Genomic DNA, 23452 nt, shown 5'->3' with positions numbered 1-23452 from the left:
GAATCCAGTGGCATGAGCGGAGAAGTGTGTTGAGCGCGAGTGGCGGTACCAAGGCAATTGTCGCGGCATTGGGGGCGAACCTCGCGATCGCCGTGGCCAAGTTCGTCGCGTTCGTGTTCACCAGCTCCTCGTCCATGCTGGCGGAGTCGATCCACTCGGTGGCCGACTCGGGCAACCAGGCGCTGCTGCTGGTCGGCGGCAAGCGGGCGCAGCGGGGCCGTACCCCCCAGCACCCGTTCGGCTACGGCAGGGAGCGCTACTTCTACGCCTTCGTCGTCGCGGTCGTGCTGTTCACGATCGGTGCGGTGTTCTCGCTCTACGAGGGCTTCCACAAGATCGCAGAGCGGCATCCCGTCGAGTCGCCGGGGTGGGCGTTCGGCGTCCTGATCTTCGCGATCATCGCCGAGGGCTTCTCGTTCAGGACGGCGATCAAGGAGTCGAACGAGCACCGCGGCAGCCAGAGCTGGTGGGCCTTCATCCGCCGGTCGAAGTCGCCCGAGCTGCCGGTGGTGCTGCTGGAGGACCTCGGCGCGCTGCTGGGCCTGATCTTCGCGCTGTTCGGCGTCACCATGGCCGTGGTCACGGGCGACGGCCTCTGGGACGGCGTCGGCACGGTGATGATCGGCGCGCTGCTGGCGGTCATCGCGATCATCCTGGCGATCGAGACCAAGTCGCTGCTGCTGGGAGAGGGCGCCACCCCCGAGGTCGAGACGCAGATCAGGAACGCGCTGGAGAGCGCCCCCGAGGTCAGCCGCATCATCCACATGCGCACGCTGCACCTGGGCCCCGAGGAACTGCTGGTCGCCGCGAAGATCGCGGTCGCCCACGACGACACGGCCGCCGAGGTGGCCCGCGGCATCGACGAGGCCGAGCAGCGCATCCGCGCCGCCGTCCCCATCGCCCGCGTCATCTATCTCGAGCCGGACCTGGACAAGGCCGCCGCCAGATGAGCCCTCTCGGCGGCCTCCCCGTGGTGGCCGGCGCGGCTCACTCGTGCCCGGTGATGCAGGAGGTCCCGCGGTCGGTCTGGTCGAACAGGCAGCGGCCGTCCTTGTCGAGGGAAATGACCTTCTTGACCGTGCTGAACTGACGCAGCGTCCTGTCGATGGTGTGCAGGATGCGTGCGTCGCCGCCGACGCCGAGCCCGAACACCGTACGGCAGAAGCGCAGCGTGGCCGTGCCGCTCTTGATCGACAGCTTGAAGTCGGCCCCGCAGTCGGACCTGCCCCTGATCTGCGGGCCGAGCTCGGAGTGCAGGCCACGCTTGCGCTCGGCCTTGGTCGGGCCCTTGATGAGCTGCTGGATGGCGAACGTGGCCACCCCACGGTCGGGCGCCTTCCTGGTGACGGCGACGACCTTGCCGGGGACGTCGAAGTCGGCGGAGAAGTAGACCTTCACCGTCCCGCCTGAGGAAGCGCCCGAGGAGCCACCTGCGGAGGTCGTCGAGGCGGCCGTCGAGGCCGCGGGGGAGGCCGCTGACGCCTGCGCGGGCATCAGGGCGAGCGCGGGAACCACCGCCAGCGCGGTGGCCGTGAGGAGAGCCTTCATATCCGGTTGGACGGTCCGTTCGCGCCTCTGGTTTGCAGCAGTCGCAACGCCTTCTCCTTCTCGAAGTCCAGTGCCCTCCTGGGCGCGTGGAGGCGGCCGATCCGCAGGCCCAGGTCCCTGACGGCCTGGGTCACCGCCGGCTCGGCCAGCGCCCGCAACGCGAAGGCCAGCTCGGCGGGTGAGACGTCGAACCGCTTCTCCAGCTCCACGGCCTGGGCCACGGCCGTCAGGTCCTCCTCGGTGAACCTGCGGTGCGCGCCCTGCTCCCTGACCGGCGGCAACAGTCCCAGTGCCTCCCGGTAGCGGAGCATGCGAGGGGACATCCCCAACCGTCTCGCTGCCTCAGTGATGCGCATCCTTACATTCTTGTGGAAGATTCAGCCCCCGCGAGATGCGGCTCGGAGAACCGGCGCCTAAACTCGACGGCGACAACTTCGTGTATCGAGGGGTAATCAGATGGACTTCAAGGTCGCCGACCTTTCACTTGCCGACTTCGGCCGCAAGGAGATCCGGCTCGCCGAGCACGAGATGCCCGGCCTCATGGCGGTTCGTAAGGAGTACGCGGCCTCCCAGCCCCTCCGCGGCGCGAAGATCATGGGCTCGCTCCACACGACCATCCAGACCGCCGTCCTCATCGAGACGCTCGTCGCGCTCGGCGCCGAGGTCCGCTGGGTCAGCTGCAACATCTTCTCCACCCAGGACCACGCCGCCGCCGCGGTCGCCGTCGGCCCCAACGGCACCGTCGACAACCCGCAGGGCGTCCCCGTCTTCGCCTGGAAGGGCGAGACGCTGGAGGAGTACTGGTGGTGCACCGAGCAGGCGCTCACCTGGCCCGGCGGCGAGGGCCCGAACATGATCCTCGACGACGGCGGCGACGCCACGCTGCTGGTCCACAAGGGCGCCGAGTACGAGAAGGCCGGCGCCGTCCCCGCCGCCTCCGACGAGGACCCGGAGGAGTGGCACGTCATCATCGACCTGCTCACCCGCACGGTCGGCGAGGACAAGAAGTGGACGCAGATCGCTGAGCAGATCAAGGGCGTGACGGAGGAGACCACCACCGGTGTCCACCGCCTCTACGAGATGTTCAAGAGCGGCTCGCTGCTGTTCCCGGCGATCAACGTCAACGACTCGGTGACCAAGTCGAAGTTCGACAACAAGTACGGCTGCCGCCACTCGGTCATCGACGGCCTCAACCGGGCCACCGACGTGCTCATCGGCGGCAAGGTGGCCGTGGTCTGCGGCTACGGCGACGTCGGCAAGGGCTGCGCCGACGCGCTGCGCGGCCAGGGCGCCCGTGTCATCGTCACCGAGATCGACCCGATCTGCGCGCTCCAGGCGGCCATGGACGGCTTCCAGGTCACCACGCTGGAGGAGGTCGTCGGCATCGCCGACATCTTCGTGACCACCACCGGCAACTTCGACATCATCACGGCCGACCACATGGCCAAGATGAAGCACCAGGCGATCGTCTCCAACATCGGCCACTTCGACAACGAGATCGACATGGCCGGGCTCGCGAAGACCCCCGGGATCGTCAGGAACACCATCAAGCCGCAGGTCGACGAGTGGGTCTTCCCCGACGGCCACTCCATCATCGTGCTGGCCGAGGGCCGCCTGATGAACCTGGGCTGCGCGACCGGCCACCCGTCGTTCGTGATGTCCAACTCCTTCACCAACCAGGTCATCGCGCAGATCGAGCTCTTCACCAAGACCGAGGAGTACCCGATCGGCGTCTACACCCTGCCCAAGCACCTGGACGAGAAGGTCGCCCGCCTCCACCTCGACGCGCTGGGCGTCAAGCTGACCACGCTGACCAAGGCGCAGGCGGAGTACATCGGCGTCGACGTCGAGGGCCCGTACAAGTCGGACCACTACCGCTACTGACGTTCCTCCCGACGGCGGGCGCCCGGCCGGGCACCCGCCGTCGTCCCATATCCCGGCCGCACCCGTCGGGACGGGTGGGGGTTTCCGTTCTCGCGGGGCCGGGCCCGTACGGCAAGCCGGGCCTGGCGCCTGCGCGGTCACCGGGTCACCGCCCGCCGCGGGCGCGCCGCCCGGTAGGACTCCGGTCCCCGCCGTCACGGCGCCCCGAAGACCTGGCGGCAGGGTTCCGGTGCCCTGTCGCGGCCCCCGACGAGCCGATGGCGGGCGGCCGGCGGGACGGCCGTCCGCGGAAGCCGGTGCACGATACGACGTGACGGTGGCCACCGGAGTCCCGCTGGAGTGCTGTGATGGACGGGCGGTCACCGGTGACCACGGTGGCGCCGGGCCGGCTTGCCGTACAAGAGACTGGAGATGTGGTGGGAGAGCGGAGGATCGCGTGGGCGGGGAGGGCGATGCCCGTCCTCACCGCGATCGGGGAGCGGTTCGGGCGCGAGCGCCCGCTCGACGGCCTCAGGATCGCCGCGTGCCTGCACGTGACCGCCGAGACCGCCGTCCTCATGGGCGCGCTCAAGGCGGGCGGCGCCGAGATCGCGCTGGCCGCCTCCAACCCGCTCTCCACCCAGGACGACGTCGCCGAGGCGCTCAAGGACTACGGCATCGCGGTCCACGCGCGCGCGGGCGTCGACCGGGCGACCTACTACCGCCACATCCATCAAGCGCTCGACCTGGCGCCCGACCTCGTCCTCGACGACGGCTGCGACCTGGTCAACATCCTCCACACCGAGCGCACCGACCTGCTCGACGGCGTGAGCGGCGGCTGTGAGGAGACCACCACCGGCATCATCAGGCTGCGCCAGATGGCGGCCGAGGGCGCGCTGAGGTTCCCCGTCGTCGCGGTCAACGACACGCGGACGAAGCGGATGTTCGACAACAGGTACGGCACCGGGCAGTCGACCCTCGACGGCATCATGCGCGCCACGAACGTCATGCTCGCCGGCCGGACGGTCGTGGTGGCCGGGTTCGGCTACTGCGGGCGGGGCGTCGCCGAGCGGGCCAAGGGCCTGGGCGCGCGGGTGATCGTCACCGAGATCGACCCGGTCAAGGCGCTCGACGCCTCCCTGCAGGGCTACGAGGTGCGCACCATGGCGGCCGCCGCGCAGGTCGGCGACCTGTTCATCACCGTCACCGGCAACCGCGACGTCATCACGGCCGAGCACCTGTCGGTGATGAAGGACGGCGCGATCCTCGCCAACGCGGGCCACTTCGACGTCGAGGTCGACGTGCGCGGGCTGGAGGGGCTGGCCGTCGCGCTCAATCCGGGGGTGCGGCCCAACACCGACGAGTACGTGCTCGCCGACGGCCGCCGCCTGCTGCTGCTGGCCGAGGGGCGCCTGGTCAACCTCACGGCCGCCGAGGGGCATCCGGCCGCCGTCATGGACATGTCCTTCTCGGCCCAGGCGCTGGCCGTCGCCTGGCTGGCCGTCGAGCGCGTACGGCTGGCGCCGGGCGTCTACGACGTGCCCGAGGACATCGACATCGAGGTGGCGCGGCTGAAACTGGCGGCGGCGGGCATCGAGATCGACCGGCTGACCGCCGAGCAGGAGGACTACCTCCACTCCTGGCGGACGGGCTCCTGATTTTCGTGTGACAGTTCCCGGACAATCACTTGGTTGATCCACCGACTCTAGGGATAATCCAGGACATTTCCATCTCTGGAGGCTCCATGGGACTGCGTGGCTTATCCTCCCTCCTGGCCGGGATCGTGGTGGCGATCGCCCTTGTTCCCGTCCCCGCCTCGGCCGGCGACGAGGTCACCAAGAGTGACAACATCCGGCACGAAGCCCACCTCGATCTGCCCGCCGGCGTGCAGATCAACACCGACATCGCCTTCCAGGGCGACTACGCCTACGTCGGCAGCTACAGCGGATTCTCGATCTACGACATCAAGCACCCCAAGCGCCCCAAGCTGGTCAGCTCGGTCACCTGTCCGGGTGGTCAGATGGACGTCACCGTCTACGGGGACATCCTGGTCACCTCCGTCGACGAGTCGATGAAGGACGACTCCTGCTCCGGCACGCGCCAGTCGGCCCGCGAGAAGAGCTCATGGGAGGGCCTGCGGATCTTCGACGTCAGCGACAAGACCAACCCGAAGTACGTCAAGTCCGTCGAGACCAGCTGCGGCTCCCACACCCACACGCTGGTGCCGGGCAGGTCGCGTGACGCCTTCTACGTCTACGTCTCCTCCTACTTCCCGGCGGCCGACTTCCCCGACTGCCAGCCGCCGCACGACCGCATCTCGGTCGTGAAGGTCCCCGTGCGCAACCCGGCCGCGGCCGCCGTGGTGAACACGCCGGTGATCTTCCCCGAGGGCGGCAACGACCGCACCCAGCAGCCCAACCTCCTGGCCGACACCAGCGGCTGCCACGACATCACCGTCTACGCCGAGAAGGACCTCGCCGCGGGCGCCTGCATGGGCGACGGCGTCCTCCTCGACATCTCCGACAGGGAACACCCCAAGGTCATCGACACGATTAGGGACACGAACTTCGCGTTCTGGCACTCGGCGACCTTCAACAACGCCGGAACCAAGGTGGTCTTCACCGACGAACTCGGCGGCGGCTCGCAGGCCCGCTGCACCGCGGCCGAGGGCCCGACCAGGGGCGCCGACGCCATCGTCGACATCGTCGGCCGCAAGCTCGTCTTCAAGAGCTACTACAAGATCTCCAGGATCCAGACGAGCACCGAGAACTGCGTCGCCCACAACGGATCGCTGATCCCGGTCAGGGGACGCGACATCATGGTGCAGGCCTGGTACCAGGGCGGGCTGTCGGTCTGGGACTTCACCGACTCGTCCCGTCCGCGGGAGATCGCCTTCTTCGACCGCGGCCCGATCAACGACACCCAGCTCACGCTGGGCGGCTTCTGGTCGGCCTACTACTACAACGGCTACATCTACGGGAGCGAGATCTTCCGCGGGTTCGACGTCTTCAGGGTGAGGGATCCGCGGGTGAACTCGGCCGACGGCGTCAGGTTCGACCGGCTGAACGTGCAGACCCAGTCCAGGTACCGGAGCCGCGGCCACTGACCGCGCCTCGCGGGGCCGCGTCGCGATCGGCGCGGGCCCTCTCTTCCCCATACGGCTCCCGCACGCCGGCGACCTTCCTTGTACGGCTCCCGCGCCCCGGCGACCTTCCCCGTACGGCTCCCGCACGCCGGCGACTTTCCCGTAGGGCTCCTGCGCCCCGGCGACGTGCGTCCCACCGGTGCGTTCCGCCACGGGGCCCTGATGAGTCGCCGGGACGGCTGTGCGGGCCGTACCGCCAGCCCTCACGGAGCGGTCAGAGGGCTGCCTGCATCTCCCGCATACGCCGGATCTCCGCCGTCTGCTCCGCGCCGATGTCGGTGGCCAGCTCGGAGATTCGCTGGTGCGAGCCCTCGGTGAGCTGCTTCGTGGACATCGTGATCGCCCCGCTGTGGTGCGCGATCATCAACTCCAGGAACAGCTTGTCGAACGCCGCCCCGGAGGCCGCCTTCAGCGCCTCCATCTGCTCGGGGGTGGCCATGCCCGGCATGGTCGCGTGCCCCGCGTGGTGGGCGGGCACCTTCTGGCCCTGCTCCTGCAGCCACGTCGTCATGTACTGGATCTCCGGGGCCTGCGCGTCCTTGATCCGGGAGGCGAGTCCCTTCAGCTTCTCCGACTGGGCCCTGGTCGGGGCGAGGATCGCCATGTCGAGCGCCTGGCGGTGATGGATGATCATGTCCTGCATGAACGTGACGTCCGCCGCGTTGGCCGTGGGAGCGGGAACGGCGGTCGCGGCCTCGGCAGGCGACAGCGTCCGTGCCGGCTCGCCCGGTTTGCCCGGCGCGAGCACCGGTGCCGTCGACGTGTCCGTGGCGGCGACGGGACGGCTGTCACCACTGCAGCCCGAGAGGGCGATCACCGTACCAGTGATGACAATGAGCGCGGCGCGCACCTGACCTCCCTGTGTCGAGAGAGCGAACTGTAAACCATAACCGTGATCATTAAAAAGACGGCAAAGCGCAATATCATCTGACATTCTGGACGCTGGTCATCAGACGGGTCGCGGGCGAAGATTCTCTACATTTATGTCCCCTTTATGGAGGCAACTGAGTGATCACCCCCCGCAAAGCCCTCGTCATGCTCGGAGCGGCAGGCGCCTTGGTCCTGACGGCGCTGCCCGCCCAGGCGTCTGACATCCCCGCCCCCGGCGAGATCGTCATGAGCCCGAATATCGAGCACGTCACCAACGTGCCCAAGCCGGGCGTACTGACCGACATCCACACCGACATGGCCTTCCAGGGCGACTACGCCTACGTCGGCAACTACGCCGGGTTCTCGATCTACGACATCAAGCACCCGAAGAAGACCACCCTCGTCAGCTCGGTGGTCTGCCCGGGCGGCCAGATGGACGTGTCCGTCTACGGCAACCTGCTGTTCGGCTCCGTCGACTCCTCCCGCAACAACGACTCGTGCAACAGCACGTCGCAGAGCGCGTCGATCAAGGAGTCGTGGGAGGGCGTCCGGATCTTCGACATCAGCGACAAGACCAACCCGACGTACATCAAGTCGGTCGAGACCAACTGCGGTTCGCACACCAACACCCTGGTGCCGGACAAGACGGGCGAGAACGTCTACATCTACGTCTCGTCCTACAGCCCGAACGCCAGCTTCCCTGACTGCAAGCCGCCGCACGACCTGATCTCGGTCATCAAGGTGCCGCTGAACAACCCGACGGCCGCCGCGGTCGTCGGCACGCCGGTGCTGTTCCCGCCCAAGGACATCACCGGCGACGGCATCCCCGACGAGGACGGCTACGGGGGCGTGCAGCTGCCGTACCCGAACGGCAAGTCGGCGACCAGCGGCTGCCACGACATCACCGCCTACCCGGAGAAGGACATCGCGGCCGGCGCCTGCATGGGCGACGGCATCCTGCTCGACATCTCCGACCGCGAGCACCCGCGCGTCACCGAGGTCGTCCGCGACACGGAGAACTTCGCCTTCTGGCACTCGGCGACGTTCAACAACGAGGGCACCAAGGTCATCTTCACCGACGAGCTCGGCGGCGGCACCCGTGCCACCTGCAACGCGGCCATCGGCGCCAACCGGGGCGCCAACGCCTACTACGACATCGTCGGCGGCAAGCTGGAGCGTCGCGGCTACTTCAAGATCGCCCGCCACCAGGCGGACACCGAGAACTGCGTCGCCCACAACGGCTCCCTGATCCCGGTCAAGGGCCGCGACATCATGGTCCAGGCCTGGTACCAGGGCGGCATCTCGGTCGTCGACTTCACCGACTCGGCCAACCCGCAGGAGATCGCCTTCTTCGAGCGCGGCCCCGACAACACCGCTCCGCCGCTGTCCGGCGGCTTCTGGTCGGCGTACTACTACAACGGCTACATCTACGGATCGGACTTCAACCTGGGGCTCGACGTGCTGCGGATCAACGACCCGCGCACGAACCAGGCCAACAGCGTCAAGTTCGACCTCCTGAACGCCCAGACGCAGCCGTCGTACGCCGAGCACGGCCGCGACTAGGTTCCTTCCCCTCCTTCCGCAACTCGGCGAGCCGCCAGGGCAGATCCCTGGCGGCTCGCCGCTTTCGTGTGGCTTGCCCGATGGCGGGGGCGCCGTGTCACGTGGATGTGGTGGGTGGTTCGCCGTCGAAGCCGTCGGCCCAGTACCTCCCGTGAGCCGTTGGCCCTGCACCTCCCGTGAGGGGAGAGCGCGAGCAGCATCCGCGTGACCGCTTCGGCCGGCAGTCGCGGTGAGCCGGACTCCAGCCACCACAGGAGCACGGAGACCTGTCCGCTCGGGAGCACCTCGACGTCGACGCGGGTGTCGCGTCCATCGCCTCGGTGCGGGCCGGGAACACCGTGGCGGTCGCCTCGCCGAACGCGTCCACGAACCGGCGCAGCGCCCGGCCGTCCCCTTCTCCGCGCAGGACGACGCGGTAGGCGTCACGCTCTTCGGCGGCGTGAACGGACCGGCCTGTGGGAGGGCGGGGTCGGGCGTGGGTCCGGGTGGCGGGGGCCGGAAGGCGTGCGGGGAGCTGTTCGGCCGGCCGGAGAACCGGCGTGACGGTCTGAGCTGGGGCGACTGGGTGGCCGGGATTGCGGGCGGAGCGGCCTGTGGGAGGGCGGGGGCGGGGGCGGGGGCGGGCGTGGGTCCGGGTGGCGGGGGACCGGAGGGCGTGTGGGGAGCTGTTTCGCTGGCCGGAGAACCGCGTGAGGGTCTGAGCTGGGGCGATGGGGTGGCTGGGGTTGCGGGCGGAGCGGTCTGTGGGAGGGAGGGGCCTGCCGTGGGTCCGGGTGGCGGGGGACCGGAGGGCGTGTGGGGGGCTGTTCGGCTGGCCGGAGAACCGGCGTGAGGGTCTGAGCTGGGGGGATGGGGTGACTGGGGTTGCGGGCGGAGTGGTCTGTGGGAGGGCGTGCCGTACGGGGTTTGCCGGGGGAGGTGTATCGGCTCGGTATCGGGCCGGATTGAGCGTGATTTGTGGTGACATAGTGGGTCGGTCTGATCGTTTAGTTTCGACAGGAGGTCTCGGTGGCGTCCAGACTCGGCCGCTTGTTCATGATGGCCGGTATGGCCCTGACTCTGGCGGCGGCCGCGACGCCGGCGCAGGCGGAGTCGGCTGACACGATCAACAAGAGCCCCAACGTCCAGCACGTGGCCAACCTGCCCAAGACGGGATCGTTCAAGGGCGCTGACGCGTTCAACTCCGATCTGGCGTTCCAGGGCACCTACGCCTTCCAGGGCAACTACAACGGTTTCACGATCTACGACATCAAGAACCCGGTGAAGCCCAAGGTCGTCAGCCAGGTGAACTGCCCGGGCGCGCAGAACGACATCTCGGTGCACGGCGACCTCCTCTTCCTGTCGGTGGACGACCCCCGCGACGGCGAGTCCTGTTCGAGCGACTACGGCGTGCCCACGAGCAAGGCGTCGTGGGAGGGCATCAGGATCTTCGACATCAGCGACAAGTCCCGGCCGAAGTACGTGAAGGCGGTCGAGACGGCCTGTGGCTCGCACACGCACACGCTGGTGCCCGGTAAGTCGGGTAAGTCGGTCTATCTGTATGTCTCCTCGTACATGCCGGCCCCCGTCTTCGCCGAGTGCAAGCCGCCCCACGACAAGATCTCGATCGTCAAGGTGCCGCTGGACAAGCCGGCCGCCGCGAAGGTCGTCGCGACGCCCGTGCTCTTCCCCGACGGCGGCAACGAGCAGCAGAACGGTCTGCTGCTGCCCACCAGCGGATGTCACGACATCACCGTCTTCCCCTCCAAGAACCTGGCCGCCGGTGCCTGCATGGGCGACGGCGTGCTGATGGACATCTCCGACCGTGAGCGCCCCAAGGTGACGGCGACGGTCACCGACGAGAACTTCGCCTTCTGGCACTCGGCGACCTTCAACAACACCGGGACGAAGGTGGTCTTCACCGACGAGCTCGGCGGAGGCATGTCGGCCACGTGTAACGAGCGGGTCGGCGGGCAGCGCGGCGCGGACGCGATCTTCGACATCGTGGACGGGCAGTTGACACACAAGGCCTACTTCAAGATCCCCCGCCATCAGGGGGCGGCGGAGAACTGCGTGGCGCACAACGGCTCGCTGATCCCCGTCAAGGGCAAGGACATCATGGTGCAGGCGTGGTACCAGGGCGGCGTCTCGATCTGGGACTTCACCGACTCGGCCAGCCCCAAGGAGATCGGCTACTTCGACCGTGGCGCGCTGAAGCCGCGCCGGGCAGGCGGGTCGTGGTCGGCGTACTACTACAACGGCTTCGTCTACAGCAGTGACATCCAGCAGGGGTTCGACGTGCTGCGGATCTCCGACAAGCGGACGGACGCGGCGGCCAAGGTGCGGCTGAAGGTGCTGAACACGCAGACCCAGCTGCCCTTCTGACCCTTCCGGTGCCGCGCCGTCGCACGATACGGCGCGGCACCGCCCTTGGCATGGGACGGCGCGGCACCGCCCTTCGCGCAGGACGGCCCGCCCGGAGGCGGTCGGCGGAAGACCGAGGTGCCGGCGATCCGCGCACCCGAGAACACTCCCCGGTGCCGGGGTGCCGGGGTGCCGGGGTGCCGGGGTGCCGGGGTGCCGGGGTGCCGGGGTGCCGGGGTGTCGGGGTGTCGGGGTGTCGGGGGCCGGCGAGGCGCGCGCCCGACAAGCAAAGCCGCGCGTCCGACGGCACTCCCGGGGTGCCGGGAGGCGCCCGCACCTGGCGACACTCGACGAAGGCAGGGCCCGGTTACTGGGGTGGGGCGAAGCCGCCCGGGGTGGGGCCGGGCGGGGTGGTCGTTTCCGGCGCGGGACCCGACGGCGGAGCGCCCGTGGGACCGGACCGGCCGGGCGCGGGCTGCGCGGAGCCGGGGGCGGACCAGGGCTGCGAGGGGGGTGGTGGTGCGGCCGGGGCATGCGGAGCAGCGTACGGCCCGCCGTACGGCATGGACGGCGGTCGCGGCGCAGCCTGTGGACGACCGGCGGCATGAGGAGCGCCCTGTGGATAACCCAGGCGCGCATGGTCCCGCCGACGGCGTTCGGCCAGCACCGCGCTCAGGTACGCGTGCGGTGGCACCCCGGGCGGCGGCGGGGGCGTCACGTAGGCCGCGACCTGGGTGGCGATCCGCACCCCCATCTCGTGCTGGACGGCGGGCGACAGGTCATGCCATCGCAAGAGGTACTGCCGGGCCGCCCCCGCCACCTCGTCCGGCAGCTGGGACAGCTCCAGTGTCTGCGCCCATCCCCTCAGCTCGGGCGGCATGAGAACCGGCTGCGACGTCCCGCTCGGCCCGCGCTCGGAGATCACGATCGTGCCGGCGAACGCGTCGCCGAGCCGCTTGCCCCGCTGCGAGACCAGGGAGGCGATGAGCGCGGGCGCGCCGAAGAACGTCCAGAACTCCAGCACCCCGGCCAGCCCCCTGAACAGCGCCTGCCGGAACCGCTCGGGCCCGCCGTCGTCGCTGACCACCCGCAGGCCGAGCGCGAGCTTGCCGAGGCTGCGCCCCCGCGTCGCCGTCTCGAAGACGACCGGGTAGCCGACCATCACCAGGACGCTGATCAGGATCGACACCGCGGCGGCGAGGGCGGGGTCGGACACGACGGAGGCGGAGAAGACCAGTGTCACGGCCCCGACCAGAAGCACGATCTGCACGATCATGTCGATCGCGAGCGCCACGGCCCTGATGGGCGGCTGCGCTACCCGCACCTCCACGACGACCGCGTCGCCGGTTACCACCTCGGACATAAGGGGAGCCTAGTGCCAGAATGTCCCGGTGGACATTGACGCCTTCGTCGCCGCGCATCGCCCGGCCTGGGATCGCCTGGAGCATCTGGTACGGCGACGCAGGTCGCTGACCGGCGCGGAAGTGGACGAACTGGTCGAGCTGTACCAGCGGGTGTCCACCCACCTGTCGATCGTGCGCTCGGACGCCCAGGACGCGATGCTCGTCGGACGGCTGTCGGCGCTCGTGGCCAGGGCCCGCTCGGCGGTGACGGGTGCGCACGTGCCCGTGTGGCGGGAGTTCGTGCGGTTCTTCACCGTGTCGTTCCCCGTGGTGGCCTACCGCGCCAGATGGTGGTGGGCGATCACGGCGCTGGCCTTCCTGGCCCTCTCGTGGATCATGGGCGCGTGGGTGGCGGGCAACCCCGAGGTGCAGGCCGCGATCGGCACGCCCGAGGAGATCAAGCAGCTCGTCGAGCACGACTTCTCCGACTACTACTCGGAGAATCCCGCCGCGTCGTTCGCCAGCCGGGTGTGGATCAACAACGCGTGGGTGTCCATGCAGGTCATCGTGTACGCCATCTTTCTCGGCCTGCCCATCCCGTGGATCCTGTTCCAGAACGCGGCCAACGTGGCGATCTCCGGCGGGCTCATGGCCTCGCGGGGCAAGCTCGACGTCTTCTTCGGCCTCATCCTTCCTCACGGCCTGCTCGAGCTGACGGCGGTGTTCCTGGCCGCGGCCGTCGGCATGCGGCTCGGCTGGACGGTCGTCGCGCCGGGCGCGCGCCGCCGGATCGACGTGCTGGCCGAGCAGGGCAGGGCGGTGGTCAGCGTGGCGGTCGGGCTGGTGGTGGTGCTGTTCGTGTCGGGGCTGATCGAGGCGCTGGTCACTCCTTCGGGCCTGCCGACGTGGGCCCGGGTGGGCATCGGGGTACTGGCGCTGGTGGCCTTCCTCGCCTACATCGGCTGGTTCGGGCGGAAGGCCGAGCGGGCCGGCGAGACGGGCGACCTGGAGCGGGCGCCGGACGTCGTCCCCACGGCCTGACGCGCGAAAAACCCCGCCCAGCGGGCCGTCCGGCCGCCCCCGCGGGTCATGCGGCGCCGCTAAGAGCAGTCCGGCGGCGCGGCTAGGAGCCGTCCGGCCGCCCCTGCAGGTCACGCGGCGCGGCTAAGAGCTGTCCGGCCGCCCCTGCGGGTCATCCCGGCGCGGTTAGAGGCGTCCGGCCGCCTTCAGCGCCAGGTAGGCGTCGGCGAGGGCGGGCGCGAAGTCCTCCGGCAGGGCGTCCACGACCTCCACGCCATGGCCCCTGAGCCGGGCCGTGATGCGCCTGCGCTCGGCGACGGCGCGGGAGGCCGCCGCCGCGTCGTAGACCAGCTCGGCCGTACCCCTGCCGGCGGCCATCTCGGCGACGCGCGGGTCGGAGACGGCCGCGACCAGCACCAGGTGCCTGGCCGACAGCTGCGGCAGCACCGGCATCAGGCCCTCCTCCAGCGCGGCGGCGTTGAGGTCGGTGAGCACGACCACCAGGGCGCGCCGCCTGGCCCTGGCCAGGATCGCGGCGACCATCCCCGGCGCGTCGGACTCCACCAGCGAGGCCTCGATCGGCGCCATGACGTTCACCAGCGCCGACAGCAGCTCGGTGCGGGAGGCGCCGGCCACCCACGCGCGCACGGCCCTGTCGTAGGCGAGGAAGTCGACCTGGTCGCCCGCCTTGGCGGCCAGGGCGGACAGCAGCAGGGCCGCGTCCATCGACCAGTCGAGGCGGGGCCAACCGGCGTCGAGGCGGCCCGCGGAGGTGCGCCCGGTGTCGAGCACGATCAGCACGCGCCGGTCGCGCTCGGGCCGCCAGGTGCGCACCACCACGTCGTTGCGGCGGGCGGTGGCCCGCCAGTCGATGGAGCGCACGTCGTCGCCGACCACGTACTCCCGCAGCGAGTCGAACTCCGTGCCCTGCCCTCTGACCAGCGCGGGATGGCTGCCTTCGAGCTCTCTCAAGCGCGCCAGCCGTGAGGGCAGGTGCTTGCGTGACAGGAACGGCGGCAGCACCCTGAGGGTCCACGGCGCGCTGTGGTCGCCCTGACGGGCGCCCAGCCCGAGCGGGCCGAGCGCGCGCACGGTCACCGCGACGGACGAGCGGTCGCCGCGGCGCGTGGGCGTCAGCGCCAGGTCGATCCGCCGCCTCTCGCCCGCGGGCACGTCGAGCGGCACAGATCGGGTCGCGAGCCCGGCCGAGGGCGGCCAGGCGTCGCGCAGGACGCCACGCACCCGGCGCGGCCCCGGGTTCTCCACGACGAGCGAGACGGTGGCCGTCTGGCCGAGCCGTACCGTCGTGTCGCCCGAGCGGGTGAACCTGAGCGCCCGCACCGATCCGGCGAACAGCAGGTCCACCACGACGGCCGCGGCCAGCAGCAGGCAGCAGGCGGCCACCGCGTAGCCGGGGCCGGGCGCGAGCAGGACCACCACGACGCAGAGCGCCGCGACGAGCCCCACACGTCCTGTCAGCGCCATCAGCGGGGAACCGGCACGGCGGCCAGGATGCCGTCGAGCAGGCCGTCGGGGGTCGCGCCCTCGAGCTCCGCCTCGGGCCGCAGCTGGATCCGGTGCCGCAGCGCGGGCCTGGCCAGCGCCTTCACGTCGTCAGGTGTCACATAGGTACGGCCGGACAGCCACGCCCACGCCCGCGAGGCCGCCAGCAGCGCGGTCGCGCCGCGCGGCGAGACGCCGAGCTGGAGCGACGGCGACTGCCTGGTGGCCCTGGCCAGGTCGACGATGTAGCCGAGCACTTCGGGCGCCACGTGCACGGCGGCGACCGCGTCGCGTCCGGCGGCCAGGTCGTCGGCGGAGGCGACCGGCTTGACCTGGGTCAGGTCGCGAGGGTCGAAGCCGCGCGCGTGCCGTTCGAGCACCGCGATCTCCTGATCGCGCGGCGGCAGCGGCACGGTCAGCTTCAGCAGGAACCTGTCGAGCTGCGCCTCGGGCAGCTGGTAGGTGCCCTCGTACTCCACGGGGTTCTGCGTCGCGCACACCACGAACGGGTCGGGCAGCGGCCGCGCGTCGCCCTCGACGCTGACCTGCCGCTCCTCCATCGCCTCCAGCAGCGAGGCCTGCGTCTTGGGCGGTGTGCGGTTGATCTCGTCGGCGAGCAGCAGGTTGGTGAAGACCGGGCCCTCGCGGAACTCGAACTCGGCCGTCTTCGCGTCGTAGATCAGCGAGCCGGTCACGTCGCCCGGCATCAGGTCGGGCGTGAACTGCACGCGCTTGAAGTCGAGCGACATGGCCGCCGCGAGCGTGCGCACCATCAGCGTCTTGGCGACGCCCGGCACGCCCTCCAGCAGCACGTGGCCCCTGCACAGCAGCGCGATGACCAGCCCCGTCACCACCGCGTCCTGGCCGACGACGGCCTTGGCCACCTCGGCGCGCAGCGCTCCGAGCGCCTCGCGCGCGACGTCGCCGCGCCCCGCCACGCGGGTGGTCTCCTCAGTGTTCACGTACCTGCCTCTCGATCTCGTCCAAGTATCCAGCCAGGGCCACAAGTTCGGCGTCGCCGGCCGGCGGCGGGCCGTACAGAACCGCCGCGAGCCTGCCGGGGTCCTGCCCCGTCCGTACGGCGAGCGCCGCGACGACCTCGTTGGCGCCCGCGCCCGAGCCGAGCCCGAGCCGGGGGACGAGCCGGTCGAGGGCGCCGCCGCGCAGCGCCTCGGCGGCCTGGAGCCTGGCCCTGCGGGCGTTGTAGAGGCGTCCCCTGCCCTCCACGGTCTCGGCCGCCCTGACGACCACGGGCAGCCTCTCGGCCACCACCGGGCCCAGGCGCCGGGCCTGCCAGAACGCGGTCAGCAGGACCGCGACGGCCGCCATCAGCACCGCCCACGGGACGCTGTCGGGCAGCAGTTCCTCGATGGTCCTGCCGCCGGGTCCGGCCACCGGCTCGCCGCCCGGCGGAACCGGCGCGGGCACCAGCCACGTCACCGCCTTCCGCGTGCCCAGCAGGTGCAGCGCCAGCGCCGCGTTGCCGTCCTCGGCCAGGCGCTGGTTGGTCATGAACTCGCCGCTGCCGACCGCGGTGACCGTACCCGAGACCATGAGCGATCCGTCGTAGCAGGAGGTGCCGCCCGCCTCGAACGTCCGGCCGCCCAGGAAGGCGCTGCCCGCGACGTGGGCGGCGGGCAGGTCGCAGTCGGGCTCCCGCGAGCGCAGCCGCACCTTCTCCTCGGCCACGATGTCGGGCGCGAGCACGTCGAAGTACGGCTGCTCGCCCACCACCACCCGGTCGCCCGGGATCGCGGCCAGCCGCTCGGCCTCGTCGAAGCCGCCGCTCCACGGCGCCGCGACCAGCAGCACCCGCTCGCCCTCGCGGCCCAGCGACTCGGCGACCGCCACCGAGTCGACCCTGTCCACGCGCACGCCCTGCGCGGCGAGCAGCCGTGCCAGCGCCTTCGCGCCGCCCAGCGAGGTGTCGGCCGGGTCGAGGTAGTGCCCGGGTTTCTCGCCGCCGGCGATCAACGCGCCCACGACGGCCGTCACGACGACGAGCAGCCCGACGAGCACGGCCGCCCTGGAGCGCCGCCACAGCCCGGCGGCGGTGGGAGAGACAGGAACGCTCACGGTGCCACCGGCCTCGCCGCGCGCAGCCGTTCGTCCAGCTCGCGCAGCATCGCGTAGGCCTCAGGAGTGCCGGGCACGCCGCCGTAGGCGACGTCGTCGAAGGCGCGCGCGGCGGCGGCGAGCTCGCCGGCGAAGGCAGGCAGCGACCGGCCCGCCTCGGCGGCCAGCTCGTCGGCGGTGCGCCCAGGAAGGTTGTCGACCAGCGCGCGGTCCTGCAGGTCGCGGGCGATCGCCCGCAGGCGCTCCTGGACGGCCTCGGCCCAGCGGCCTTCCCCGGCCAGCCGTTCGGCGGCCAGCCGGTGCTCGGCGGCGGTCATCGCCCTGCCGCCGAACAGGTCGCCTGGCGCGGCGGCGCGGGTGCGCGCCGACCGGCGCGACAGCCACACCATGGCCGCGACGGCCACCACGACGACCAGGACGAGCAGCACCGCCGCGAGGACGGCCCCGACGGGGTTGTCGCCGGTCTTGAAGTCGGTCAGGTCGCCGAGGAACTGCTGGAGCATGCGCCAGAGCCGGTCGGGGAGCGGCTCGTGGGCGTACTCGGGCCTGGCCAGCTCCTCGGCGGCCCTGCGCTGGGCCTCCTCTCGTCCAGGAGGGGTCACGGCCTGCGCGCGTTCGACGGATGCCAGAGGTCGTCGGCCGAGGCGTGCACCCAACCCTGGCGCTGCTGCTCGAGCGCGGCGGTCTGCAGGACCAGGTCGAAGGCCTCGCTGCGCATCCGCCTGTCGGTGTAGAGCAGGCCGGCCACGCCCGCCTGCAGCGGGTAGGTGATCATCGCGCCGAGCGTGCTGCCGATGGCGAACACCGCGGCTACCAGGATGGTCGCGCCCGTGGAGCCGCCGCCCATCAGCGCGACGACGCCCGCGATCAGCCCGAACGGGAAGCTGATGACCATGCTGACCAGGTAGGCGAGGAGCATCGTGAGGAGGAGGATGCCCAGCACCCGCCAGAAGTCGCCGCTCACCAGCCGCCACGAGCGGCGCAACGCCTGCACGGGGCCGAGCCCTTCGAGCACGACGGCGGGCGCCGCGAAGGCGAAGCGCGCGTTGACGGCCAGCGCGTAGCAGATGTAGAAGAGCAGGGACAGCAGGGCGAGCCCGGCCGCCGCGCCCGGCGACCCCGCCGCCGCCAGCGCGACGACGATCAGGGCGATCGGGACGGCCGGCAGCAGCGCGATGCCCATGATCAGGAACGTCACCCCGAACAGCGCGGGCACCCGCGGCGCGACCAGCCGCCACGCCTCGCCGGCGGTGATCTTCCCGCCGAAGACGGCCCGGCCGAGGATCCTGGTGAGCACGCCGGTCAGGATCGTGACCGCGACGAGGCTCACCACCGCGGAGATGATCGTGGGGAGCGTCTGCGACAGGAAGCCGCCGCCCTCCAGCGTGGCGGCGTCGGCGGCGGCCGGGTCGGTCAGCACGCTGCCCAGCGAGCGGAACGCCAGCGCCTGCCCGATCGAGACGGGGACGGAGGCCACCGCCGCCACGATCGCCGACAGGCCGAGCACCGCCTTCGGGTTCGACCTGATCAGCTTGATCGTGCCGTCGTAGATGTCGCCGAGGCGCAGCGGTCGCAGCGGGATGATCCCGGGACGGAGCGCGGGCGGCGGCGCGTAGCCGTACCCTGGGGGTGGGTGACCGTAGCCTGGGTTGGCGTGAGGCGGGGGCGGCGGCGGGGAAGCCGGCTGCTGCCAGGCGGACGGGGCCGGGCCGCTGTAGGGGGATCCGGGCGCCTGGTAGGGCGGGGGCTGCTCAGCCGACCAGCCGGGCGGCGTCTCGTGACCGTCTGACATACACCAATCCTGGCATGATGGGCGGCTCGTTGGTGTAGTCGGTCTTCGGGGATGGCCGAAACCCACCCTGGTCTTGCAGACTGAGATTACGGGGGTTACCAGGAAGTCTAAAATTCGGCTTTCAATGGTCTGATGGTTATGCCATGAGCCTGGCAAGGGTAACCTTCAGCAACCGTGCGGGTATGTCCCACAATGCGTAGAACGAATGAGGGGCCATGAAAGGTCGCGTGCTGGTTGTCGACGACGACGCCGCTCTCGCCGAGATGCTCGGCATCGTCCTGCGGGGCGAAGGCTTCGAACCGTCCTTCGTCTCCGACGGCGACAAGGCCCTCGACGCGTTCCGGGATACGCGCCCGGATCTGGTCCTGCTCGACCTGATGCTGCCGGGGGCGGACGGCATCGACGTGGCGCGCAGGATCAGGGCTGAGTCGGGGGTTCCGATCGTCATGCTCACCGCCAAGAGCGACACGATCGACGTCGTGCTCGGTCTGGAGTCCGGTGCCGACGACTACATCGTCAAGCCGTTCAAGCCCAAGGAGCTCGTGGCGAGGGTGCGCGCGCGCCTTCGCCGTACCGACGAGCCGACGCCCGAGATCCTGCAGATCGGCGACATCACCATCGACGTGGCGGGCCACTCCGTCAAGCGCGGCGAGGAGACCATCAACCTCACCCCGCTGGAGTTCGACCTGCTCGTCGCGCTGGCCCGCAAGCCGCGCCAGGTCTTCACCCGCGAGGTGCTGCTCGAGCAGGTGTGGGGCTACCGGCACGCCGCCGACACCCGCCTGGTCAACGTGCACGTCCAGCGCCTCCGCGCCAAGATCGAGAAGGACCCCGAGCACCCCGAGATCGTGGTGACGGTCCGCGGCGTGGGCTACAAAGCCGGTCCTGCCTGACCTCCCCTCCGCTCATGCCTCCGTCGAAGACCAGGATCCGTCGCAGGACGCTTCGCCAGATTCTGGGTGGCGTCCGGCGGCGGGCTCGGCGTGCGGCAAGCGCTGTCCGGCGCACCTGGCGGCGGTCGCTGCAGCTCCAGGTCATCACCAGCACGCTGGTGATCTCGGTGACCGTGGTGGCGGTGCTCGGCGTCTTCCTGGTCCAGGAGATCAACACCTCGGTGCTCAACGGCCGCAAGCTGTCGGCGGCCAACGAGGCCACCGCCGACCGGGTGGCCATCGCGGCGGCCCTCGACGCCGAGCCCATCGAACCGCCCAAACAGGGCGAGGGCCCGGCGGTCGCCGAGGGCCCGCTCGACGCGGCCGTCAACAGCATCATCGGCACCGGCGAGAACGGCTGGCGCAAGCGCTACCAGCTGCTCGTGCTCAACCCGACCGAACCGGGGCAGTCACGCGCCACCGGCAGCGTCCTGCCCACCGACGTCCCCGAGGACCTGCGCAACCGGCTCCTCCTCAAGCGCGACAAGGGCGTGCTCAACGACCCCCTGCAGGGCGTCTACCGGCTCAAGTTCGCCCCCAGCACCGAACCGCAGCTCACCCTGGTCGTGGGCGCCTTCATCGACGACGGCTACGAGATCTACCACTTCTTCCCGCTCACCGACGAGGAGTCGCTGCTCTCCATCGTCAGACAGGTGGTCGTGGTCGTGGGCATCGGCCTGGTGCTGCTGCTCGGCGCCATCGCCTCCCTGGTCACCCGCCAGGTGGTGACCCCCGTACGGCTGGCCCGCCAGGCCGCCGAACGCCTCGCCTCCGGGCGCCTCGACGAGCGGCTCAAGGTACGCGGCGAGGACGACCTGGCCCGCCTGGCCACCTCCTTCAACGAGATGGCCGCCAACCTGGCGCTCAAGATCCATCAGCTGGAGGAGCTGTCGCAGGTGCAGCGGCAGTTCGTCTCCGACGTCTCGCACGAGCTGCGCACCCCGCTGACGACCGTGCGCATGGCCGCCGACCTGCTCTACGACGCCCGTGAGGACTTCGAGCCGATGGCCGCGCGCTCGGCCGAGCTCATGCAGGCGCAGCTCGAGCGGTTCGAGTCGATGCTGGCCGACCTGCTGGAGATCAGCCGTTACGACGCGGGAGCGGCCACGCTCGACCTCGACTCCACCGACGTGCGCGACGTGGTGCTGCGCGCGGTGGCCGACTCCGAGGCGCTGGCCGAACGGCACGGCACCCGCTTCGAGCTGCGGCTGCCCAGCGAGCCCTGCATGGTCGAGATCGACAGCCGCAGGGTCGAGCGGATCCTGCGTAACCTGCTGTTCAACGCGATCGAGCACGGCGAGGGGCGCGAGATCGTCGTCACGGTGGGCGCCGACCGCGACTCGGCGGCCGTGGCCGTACGCGATCACGGCGTGGGCCTCAAGCCGGGCGAGGAGCAGATGGTCTTCGACCGCTTCTGGCGGGCCGACCCGTCGCGGGCGCGCACCATCGGCGGCACCGGGCTCGGGCTGGCCATCTCGCGTGAGGACGCCATGCTGCACGGAGGCTGGCTGCAGGCGTGGGGTTCGCCCGGGGAGGGCTCGCAGTTCAGGCTCACCCTGCCGCGCACGGCGGGGGCCGAGCTGAAGGGCTCGCCGCTCTCGCTCGTGCCGCCGGAGGTGGAGATGCGGCGGACGTGGCGCGGTCACATCACGCCGGTCCTCTCACCGGTGGTGGGGGAGGGGGTCTTCCATGCGGAGTAGGAGGATCCTGGCCTCCGTGATGGCGGCGAGCGTGATGTGCGGCGGCTCCGCCTGCTCGGTGATCTCGGTGGGCGGCCCACCCGAGCAGGTCACCCCCGCCGACGCGGCCGACTCGCTGAGCAAGCCGTTCCAGCGCATGGTCGCCACACCGCCCCAGAAGGAGTGGGACGCCGTCAGGACCGTCAAGGGGCTGCAGGCCTCCATGGCCAGCTTCGACGACGTCGAGCAGAAGATCCTGCGCGAGTACCTCACGCCCGAGGCCAAGCGCGCCTGGAAGCCGGACGGTTCGGTCCTCGTTGTCGAGGACAACCCCACCTACCAGCCGGTGGGCGACGACATCGTGCAGCTCGAGGCCACCCAGATCGCCGTCATCCACGACGACGGCTGGTACGAGCCCAAGCGGGAGAAGCTGACCCTGCAGTTCATGGTGGCCAAGACCCCGGACGGCTACCGGGTCGCCAGGCTGAGGAACGGGCTGATGCTGCTCACCGCCGCCGACGTGCGCAGGGCCTACGAGCCGGCCGACATCTACTTCCTCGGCGGGTCCGGCTCGCTGGACGACCCGGGCGCGCTGCCCGTCGTCGACCACGTCTGGCTGCCGATCAACCCCACCAGGTCACTGGCGGAGACGATCGTCGACAGGCTGCTCGAAGGGCCGAGCGAGTCGCTCGAAGGCGCCGTGTCCACCGCGTTCGAGGGCATCAGCCTCGACCGGATCACGCCCGGCGAGGAGTCGGTCGTGGTCTACCTCGAAGGGCGGTTCAAGCAGGACCCGCCACCGGCCGAGGCGCTGATGAAGCAGCTGCAGTGGAGCCTGCGCGAGGTGACCAAGGGCCGCAGCATCGAGGTGCGGCTCAACGGCGACACCTTCTACGACTCCACCCCGCTGGTCATCGGGCCCAAGGACAACGACGGCTGGCCGCGCCCGCCGGAGAGCAAGGTCTACTTCGTCCAGAACGGCCAGCTGATGTGGCTCGGCGCCAAGGGCGCGGGCCTGGCCGTCCCCGGACCCGTCGGCCAGCTCGGCGAGGAGTACAAGGAGCCCGCGATCGCGCCAGGCCCCCTCGCCAAGGGAGACCCGACCGAGTACGTGGCCGCGCTGAAGAGCGACGGGCGCAGCATCTGGACCAACCGGCTCTCGCCGGAGAGCCAGTGGCAGGAGGCGATCAAGGGCACCGACCTGACGCCGCCGAGCTGGAACTGGAACGGCACGCTGTGGACGGTCGACAGGATCGACGACCACACCTCCTACGTGCTGCGCCACGACAGCTCCAACCACGAGCAGCCGGTGACGCGCGTCGCCGCGCCCGAGCTCAACGGCAAGCGGGTCACCGCGTTCAAGGTGGCGCGGGACGGCACCCGCGTGGCGGCCGTCGTCTCCGACGGCGGCGCGCTGTCGGTCATGGTGGGTGTGATCGCGGGCGACCGGCTCGACCACTTCCAGACGTTGCTGACCACCGGGGAGACCGAGGAGATCAAGGACCTGGCGTGGAGTGACTCCGAGCACCTGATCGCGCTGGTGGGGAGCAGCTCGGGCAGCACGCCGACGGAGATCGACATCAGCAACGGGCAGCTGCGGCAGCTGGCGGCGGACAAGCGGATCACGTCCATCTCGGCCCTGAACGAGCGGCTGGTCGCCGGCACCGACGGCGAGGACGGCGGCAAGGTGCTGGAGCTGGTCCAGGACAAGTGGGTCGACACCAAGGTCCAGGCCGGCACCCAGTCACCGACCTTCCCCCTGGACTGACGCGCTC

General features: G+C 70.6%; 19 protein-coding genes. 10 read left to right on the top strand and 9 right to left on the bottom strand.

Features of this window, described 5'->3' with window-relative positions; all coding sequences use genetic code 11:
• Positions 1-29: 29 nt before the first annotated feature.
• On the top strand, positions 30-950 hold the full coding sequence (locus ACWEVS_RS00675; protein WP_449920428.1) for a cation diffusion facilitator family transporter: 921 nt from the start codon (positions 30-32) through the stop codon (positions 948-950).
• Between the two features lie 37 nt (positions 951-987).
• On the opposite strand, the gene ACWEVS_RS00670 is transcribed toward ACWEVS_RS00675, so the two are convergent.
• On the bottom strand, positions 988-1548 hold the full coding sequence (locus tag ACWEVS_RS00670) for a GerMN domain-containing protein (protein WP_452549286.1): 561 nt from the start codon (positions 1546-1548) through the stop codon (positions 988-990).
• Complete coding sequence (locus ACWEVS_RS00665; RefSeq protein ID WP_354906001.1) at positions 1545-1904, bottom strand: MerR family transcriptional regulator; 360 nt, start codon at positions 1902-1904, stop codon at positions 1545-1547. Before ACWEVS_RS00665 ends, ACWEVS_RS00670 begins: the two co-directional genes overlap by 4 nt.
• Positions 1905-2004: 100 nt before the next feature.
• On the opposite strand from ACWEVS_RS00665, the gene ahcY reads away from it, so the two are divergent.
• The 3 genes from ahcY (at position 2005) to ACWEVS_RS00650 (ending at position 6517) form a co-directional block, all read left to right on the top strand.
• The gene (gene ahcY / locus ACWEVS_RS00660; RefSeq protein ID WP_452549284.1) at positions 2005-3432 is read left to right on the top strand and encodes an adenosylhomocysteinase; all 1428 of its coding nucleotides are present in this window, start codon (positions 2005-2007) and stop codon (positions 3430-3432) included.
• Positions 3433-3848: 416 nt separating this feature from the next.
• Positions 3849-5069, top strand: a complete 1221-nt coding sequence (locus ACWEVS_RS00655; RefSeq protein WP_452417080.1) for an adenosylhomocysteinase — start codon at positions 3849-3851, stop codon at positions 5067-5069.
• 86 nt (positions 5070-5155) lie between these two features.
• Positions 5156-6517: an LVIVD repeat-containing protein gene (locus ACWEVS_RS00650; protein WP_452549283.1), complete on the top strand. Its 1362-nt coding sequence runs from the start codon at positions 5156-5158 to the stop codon at positions 6515-6517.
• Between the two features lie 253 nt (positions 6518-6770).
• On the opposite strand, the gene ACWEVS_RS00645 is transcribed toward ACWEVS_RS00650, so the two are convergent.
• A complete protein-coding gene (locus tag ACWEVS_RS00645; protein ID WP_452549282.1) occupies positions 6771-7406 on the bottom strand; it encodes a DUF305 domain-containing protein in 636 nt (211 codons plus the stop codon).
• A gap of 158 nt (positions 7407-7564) precedes the next feature.
• Between ACWEVS_RS00645 and ACWEVS_RS00640 the strand changes: the two genes are divergently transcribed.
• Together ACWEVS_RS00640 and ACWEVS_RS00635 are read left to right on the top strand one after the other, a co-directional pair.
• Entirely contained in the window at positions 7565-8989 is a 1425-nt protein-coding gene (locus ACWEVS_RS00640) for an LVIVD repeat-containing protein (RefSeq protein ID WP_452417076.1), read from the top strand.
• A gap of 1047 nt (positions 8990-10036) precedes the next feature.
• Positions 10037-11353, top strand: coding sequence for an LVIVD repeat-containing protein (locus tag ACWEVS_RS00635; RefSeq protein ID WP_452549281.1), 1317 nt, complete (start codon positions 10037-10039; stop codon positions 11351-11353).
• 346 nt (positions 11354-11699) lie between these two features.
• Here the strand turns inward: ACWEVS_RS00635 and ACWEVS_RS00630 are convergent, their stop codons facing one another.
• A complete protein-coding gene (locus tag ACWEVS_RS00630; protein ID WP_452549279.1) occupies positions 11700-12695 on the bottom strand; it encodes an RDD family protein in 996 nt (331 codons plus the stop codon).
• A gap of 28 nt (positions 12696-12723) precedes the next feature.
• On the opposite strand from ACWEVS_RS00630, the gene ACWEVS_RS00625 reads away from it, so the two are divergent.
• Positions 12724-13716: a stage II sporulation protein M gene (locus tag ACWEVS_RS00625; RefSeq protein ID WP_449920447.1), complete on the top strand. Its 993-nt coding sequence runs from the start codon at positions 12724-12726 to the stop codon at positions 13714-13716.
• 165 nt (positions 13717-13881) lie between these two features.
• On the opposite strand, the gene ACWEVS_RS00620 is transcribed toward ACWEVS_RS00625, so the two are convergent.
• Genes ACWEVS_RS00620 through ACWEVS_RS00600 form a run of 5 tightly spaced genes read right to left on the bottom strand, consistent with a single transcriptional unit; the run spans position 13882 to position 19066 of the window.
• Positions 13882-15180, bottom strand: a complete 1299-nt coding sequence (locus ACWEVS_RS00620; protein ID WP_449920449.1) for a DUF58 domain-containing protein — start codon at positions 15178-15180, stop codon at positions 13882-13884.
• Positions 15180-16160 (bottom strand): AAA family ATPase, encoded by a 981-nt coding sequence (locus tag ACWEVS_RS00615; protein ID WP_354911139.1) that lies wholly within the window; start codon positions 16158-16160, stop codon positions 15180-15182. The genes ACWEVS_RS00620 and ACWEVS_RS00615 overlap by 1 nt, the downstream gene beginning before the upstream one ends.
• Positions 16150-17274 carry a DUF4350 domain-containing protein gene (locus ACWEVS_RS00610; protein WP_452549278.1) on the bottom strand — a complete coding sequence of 375 codons (1125 nt, stop codon included), beginning with the start codon at positions 17272-17274 and terminating at the stop codon, positions 16150-16152. Before ACWEVS_RS00610 ends, ACWEVS_RS00615 begins: the two co-directional genes overlap by 11 nt.
• Positions 17271-17876, bottom strand: coding sequence for a DUF4129 domain-containing protein (locus ACWEVS_RS00605; RefSeq protein WP_449920454.1), 606 nt, complete (start codon positions 17874-17876; stop codon positions 17271-17273). The genes ACWEVS_RS00610 and ACWEVS_RS00605 overlap by 4 nt, the downstream gene beginning before the upstream one ends.
• On the bottom strand, positions 17873-19066 hold the full coding sequence (locus ACWEVS_RS00600; RefSeq protein WP_449920455.1) for a glycerophosphoryl diester phosphodiesterase membrane domain-containing protein: 1194 nt from the start codon (positions 19064-19066) through the stop codon (positions 17873-17875). The genes ACWEVS_RS00605 and ACWEVS_RS00600 overlap by 4 nt, the downstream gene beginning before the upstream one ends.
• A gap of 215 nt (positions 19067-19281) precedes the next feature.
• Here ACWEVS_RS00600 and mtrA point away from each other — a divergent pair, with 215 nt between their 5' ends.
• The 3 genes from mtrA to ACWEVS_RS00585 are packed head-to-tail and all read left to right on the top strand — an operon-like array spanning position 19282 to position 23445.
• Positions 19282-19959 carry an MtrAB system response regulator MtrA gene (gene mtrA / locus ACWEVS_RS00595; RefSeq protein WP_043620615.1) on the top strand — a complete coding sequence of 226 codons (678 nt, stop codon included), beginning with the start codon at positions 19282-19284 and terminating at the stop codon, positions 19957-19959.
• Positions 19960-19973: 14 nt separating this feature from the next.
• On the top strand, positions 19974-21698 hold the full coding sequence (gene mtrB, locus ACWEVS_RS00590; RefSeq protein WP_452417069.1) for an MtrAB system histidine kinase MtrB: 1725 nt from the start codon (positions 19974-19976) through the stop codon (positions 21696-21698).
• A complete protein-coding gene (locus ACWEVS_RS00585; protein WP_449920461.1) occupies positions 21688-23445 on the top strand; it encodes an LpqB family beta-propeller domain-containing protein in 1758 nt (585 codons plus the stop codon). The genes mtrB and ACWEVS_RS00585 overlap by 11 nt, the downstream gene beginning before the upstream one ends.
• The last annotated feature ends 7 nt before the right edge of the window (positions 23446-23452 follow it).

It is taken from the genome of Nonomuraea sp. NPDC003754 (assembly GCF_053605785.1).
This window is presented reverse-complemented; position numbering and strand designations above follow the sequence as displayed.

Bases quoted from the DNA above. Each gene is read 5' to 3' on its own strand.
- ACWEVS_RS00670 (WP_452549286.1), bottom strand. From the start codon at position 1,548: ATGAAGGCTCTCCTCACGGCCACCGCGCTGGCGGTGGTTCCCGCGCTC.
- ACWEVS_RS00665 (WP_354906001.1), bottom strand. From the start codon at position 1,904: ATGCGCATCACTGAGGCAGCGAGACGGTTGGGGATGTCCCCTCGCATG.
- ahcY (WP_452549284.1), top strand. From the start codon at position 2,005: ATGGACTTCAAGGTCGCCGACCTTTCACTTGCCGACTTCGGCCGCAAG.
- ACWEVS_RS00650 (WP_452549283.1), top strand. From the start codon at position 5,156: ATGGGACTGCGTGGCTTATCCTCCCTCCTGGCCGGGATCGTGGTGGCG.
- ACWEVS_RS00635 (WP_452549281.1), top strand. From the start codon at position 10,037: ATGGCCCTGACTCTGGCGGCGGCCGCGACGCCGGCGCAGGCGGAGTCG.
- ACWEVS_RS00630 (WP_452549279.1), bottom strand. From the start codon at position 12,695: ATGTCCGAGGTGGTAACCGGCGACGCGGTCGTCGTGGAGGTGCGGGTA.
- ACWEVS_RS00620 (WP_449920449.1), bottom strand. From the start codon at position 15,180: ATGGCGCTGACAGGACGTGTGGGGCTCGTCGCGGCGCTCTGCGTCGTG.
- ACWEVS_RS00600 (WP_449920455.1), bottom strand. From the start codon at position 19,066: ATGTCAGACGGTCACGAGACGCCGCCCGGCTGGTCGGCTGAGCAGCCC.
- mtrA (WP_043620615.1), top strand. From the start codon at position 19,282: ATGAAAGGTCGCGTGCTGGTTGTCGACGACGACGCCGCTCTCGCCGAG.
- mtrB (WP_452417069.1), top strand. From the start codon at position 19,974: ATGCCTCCGTCGAAGACCAGGATCCGTCGCAGGACGCTTCGCCAGATT.
- ACWEVS_RS00585 (WP_449920461.1), top strand. From the start codon at position 21,688: ATGCGGAGTAGGAGGATCCTGGCCTCCGTGATGGCGGCGAGCGTGATG.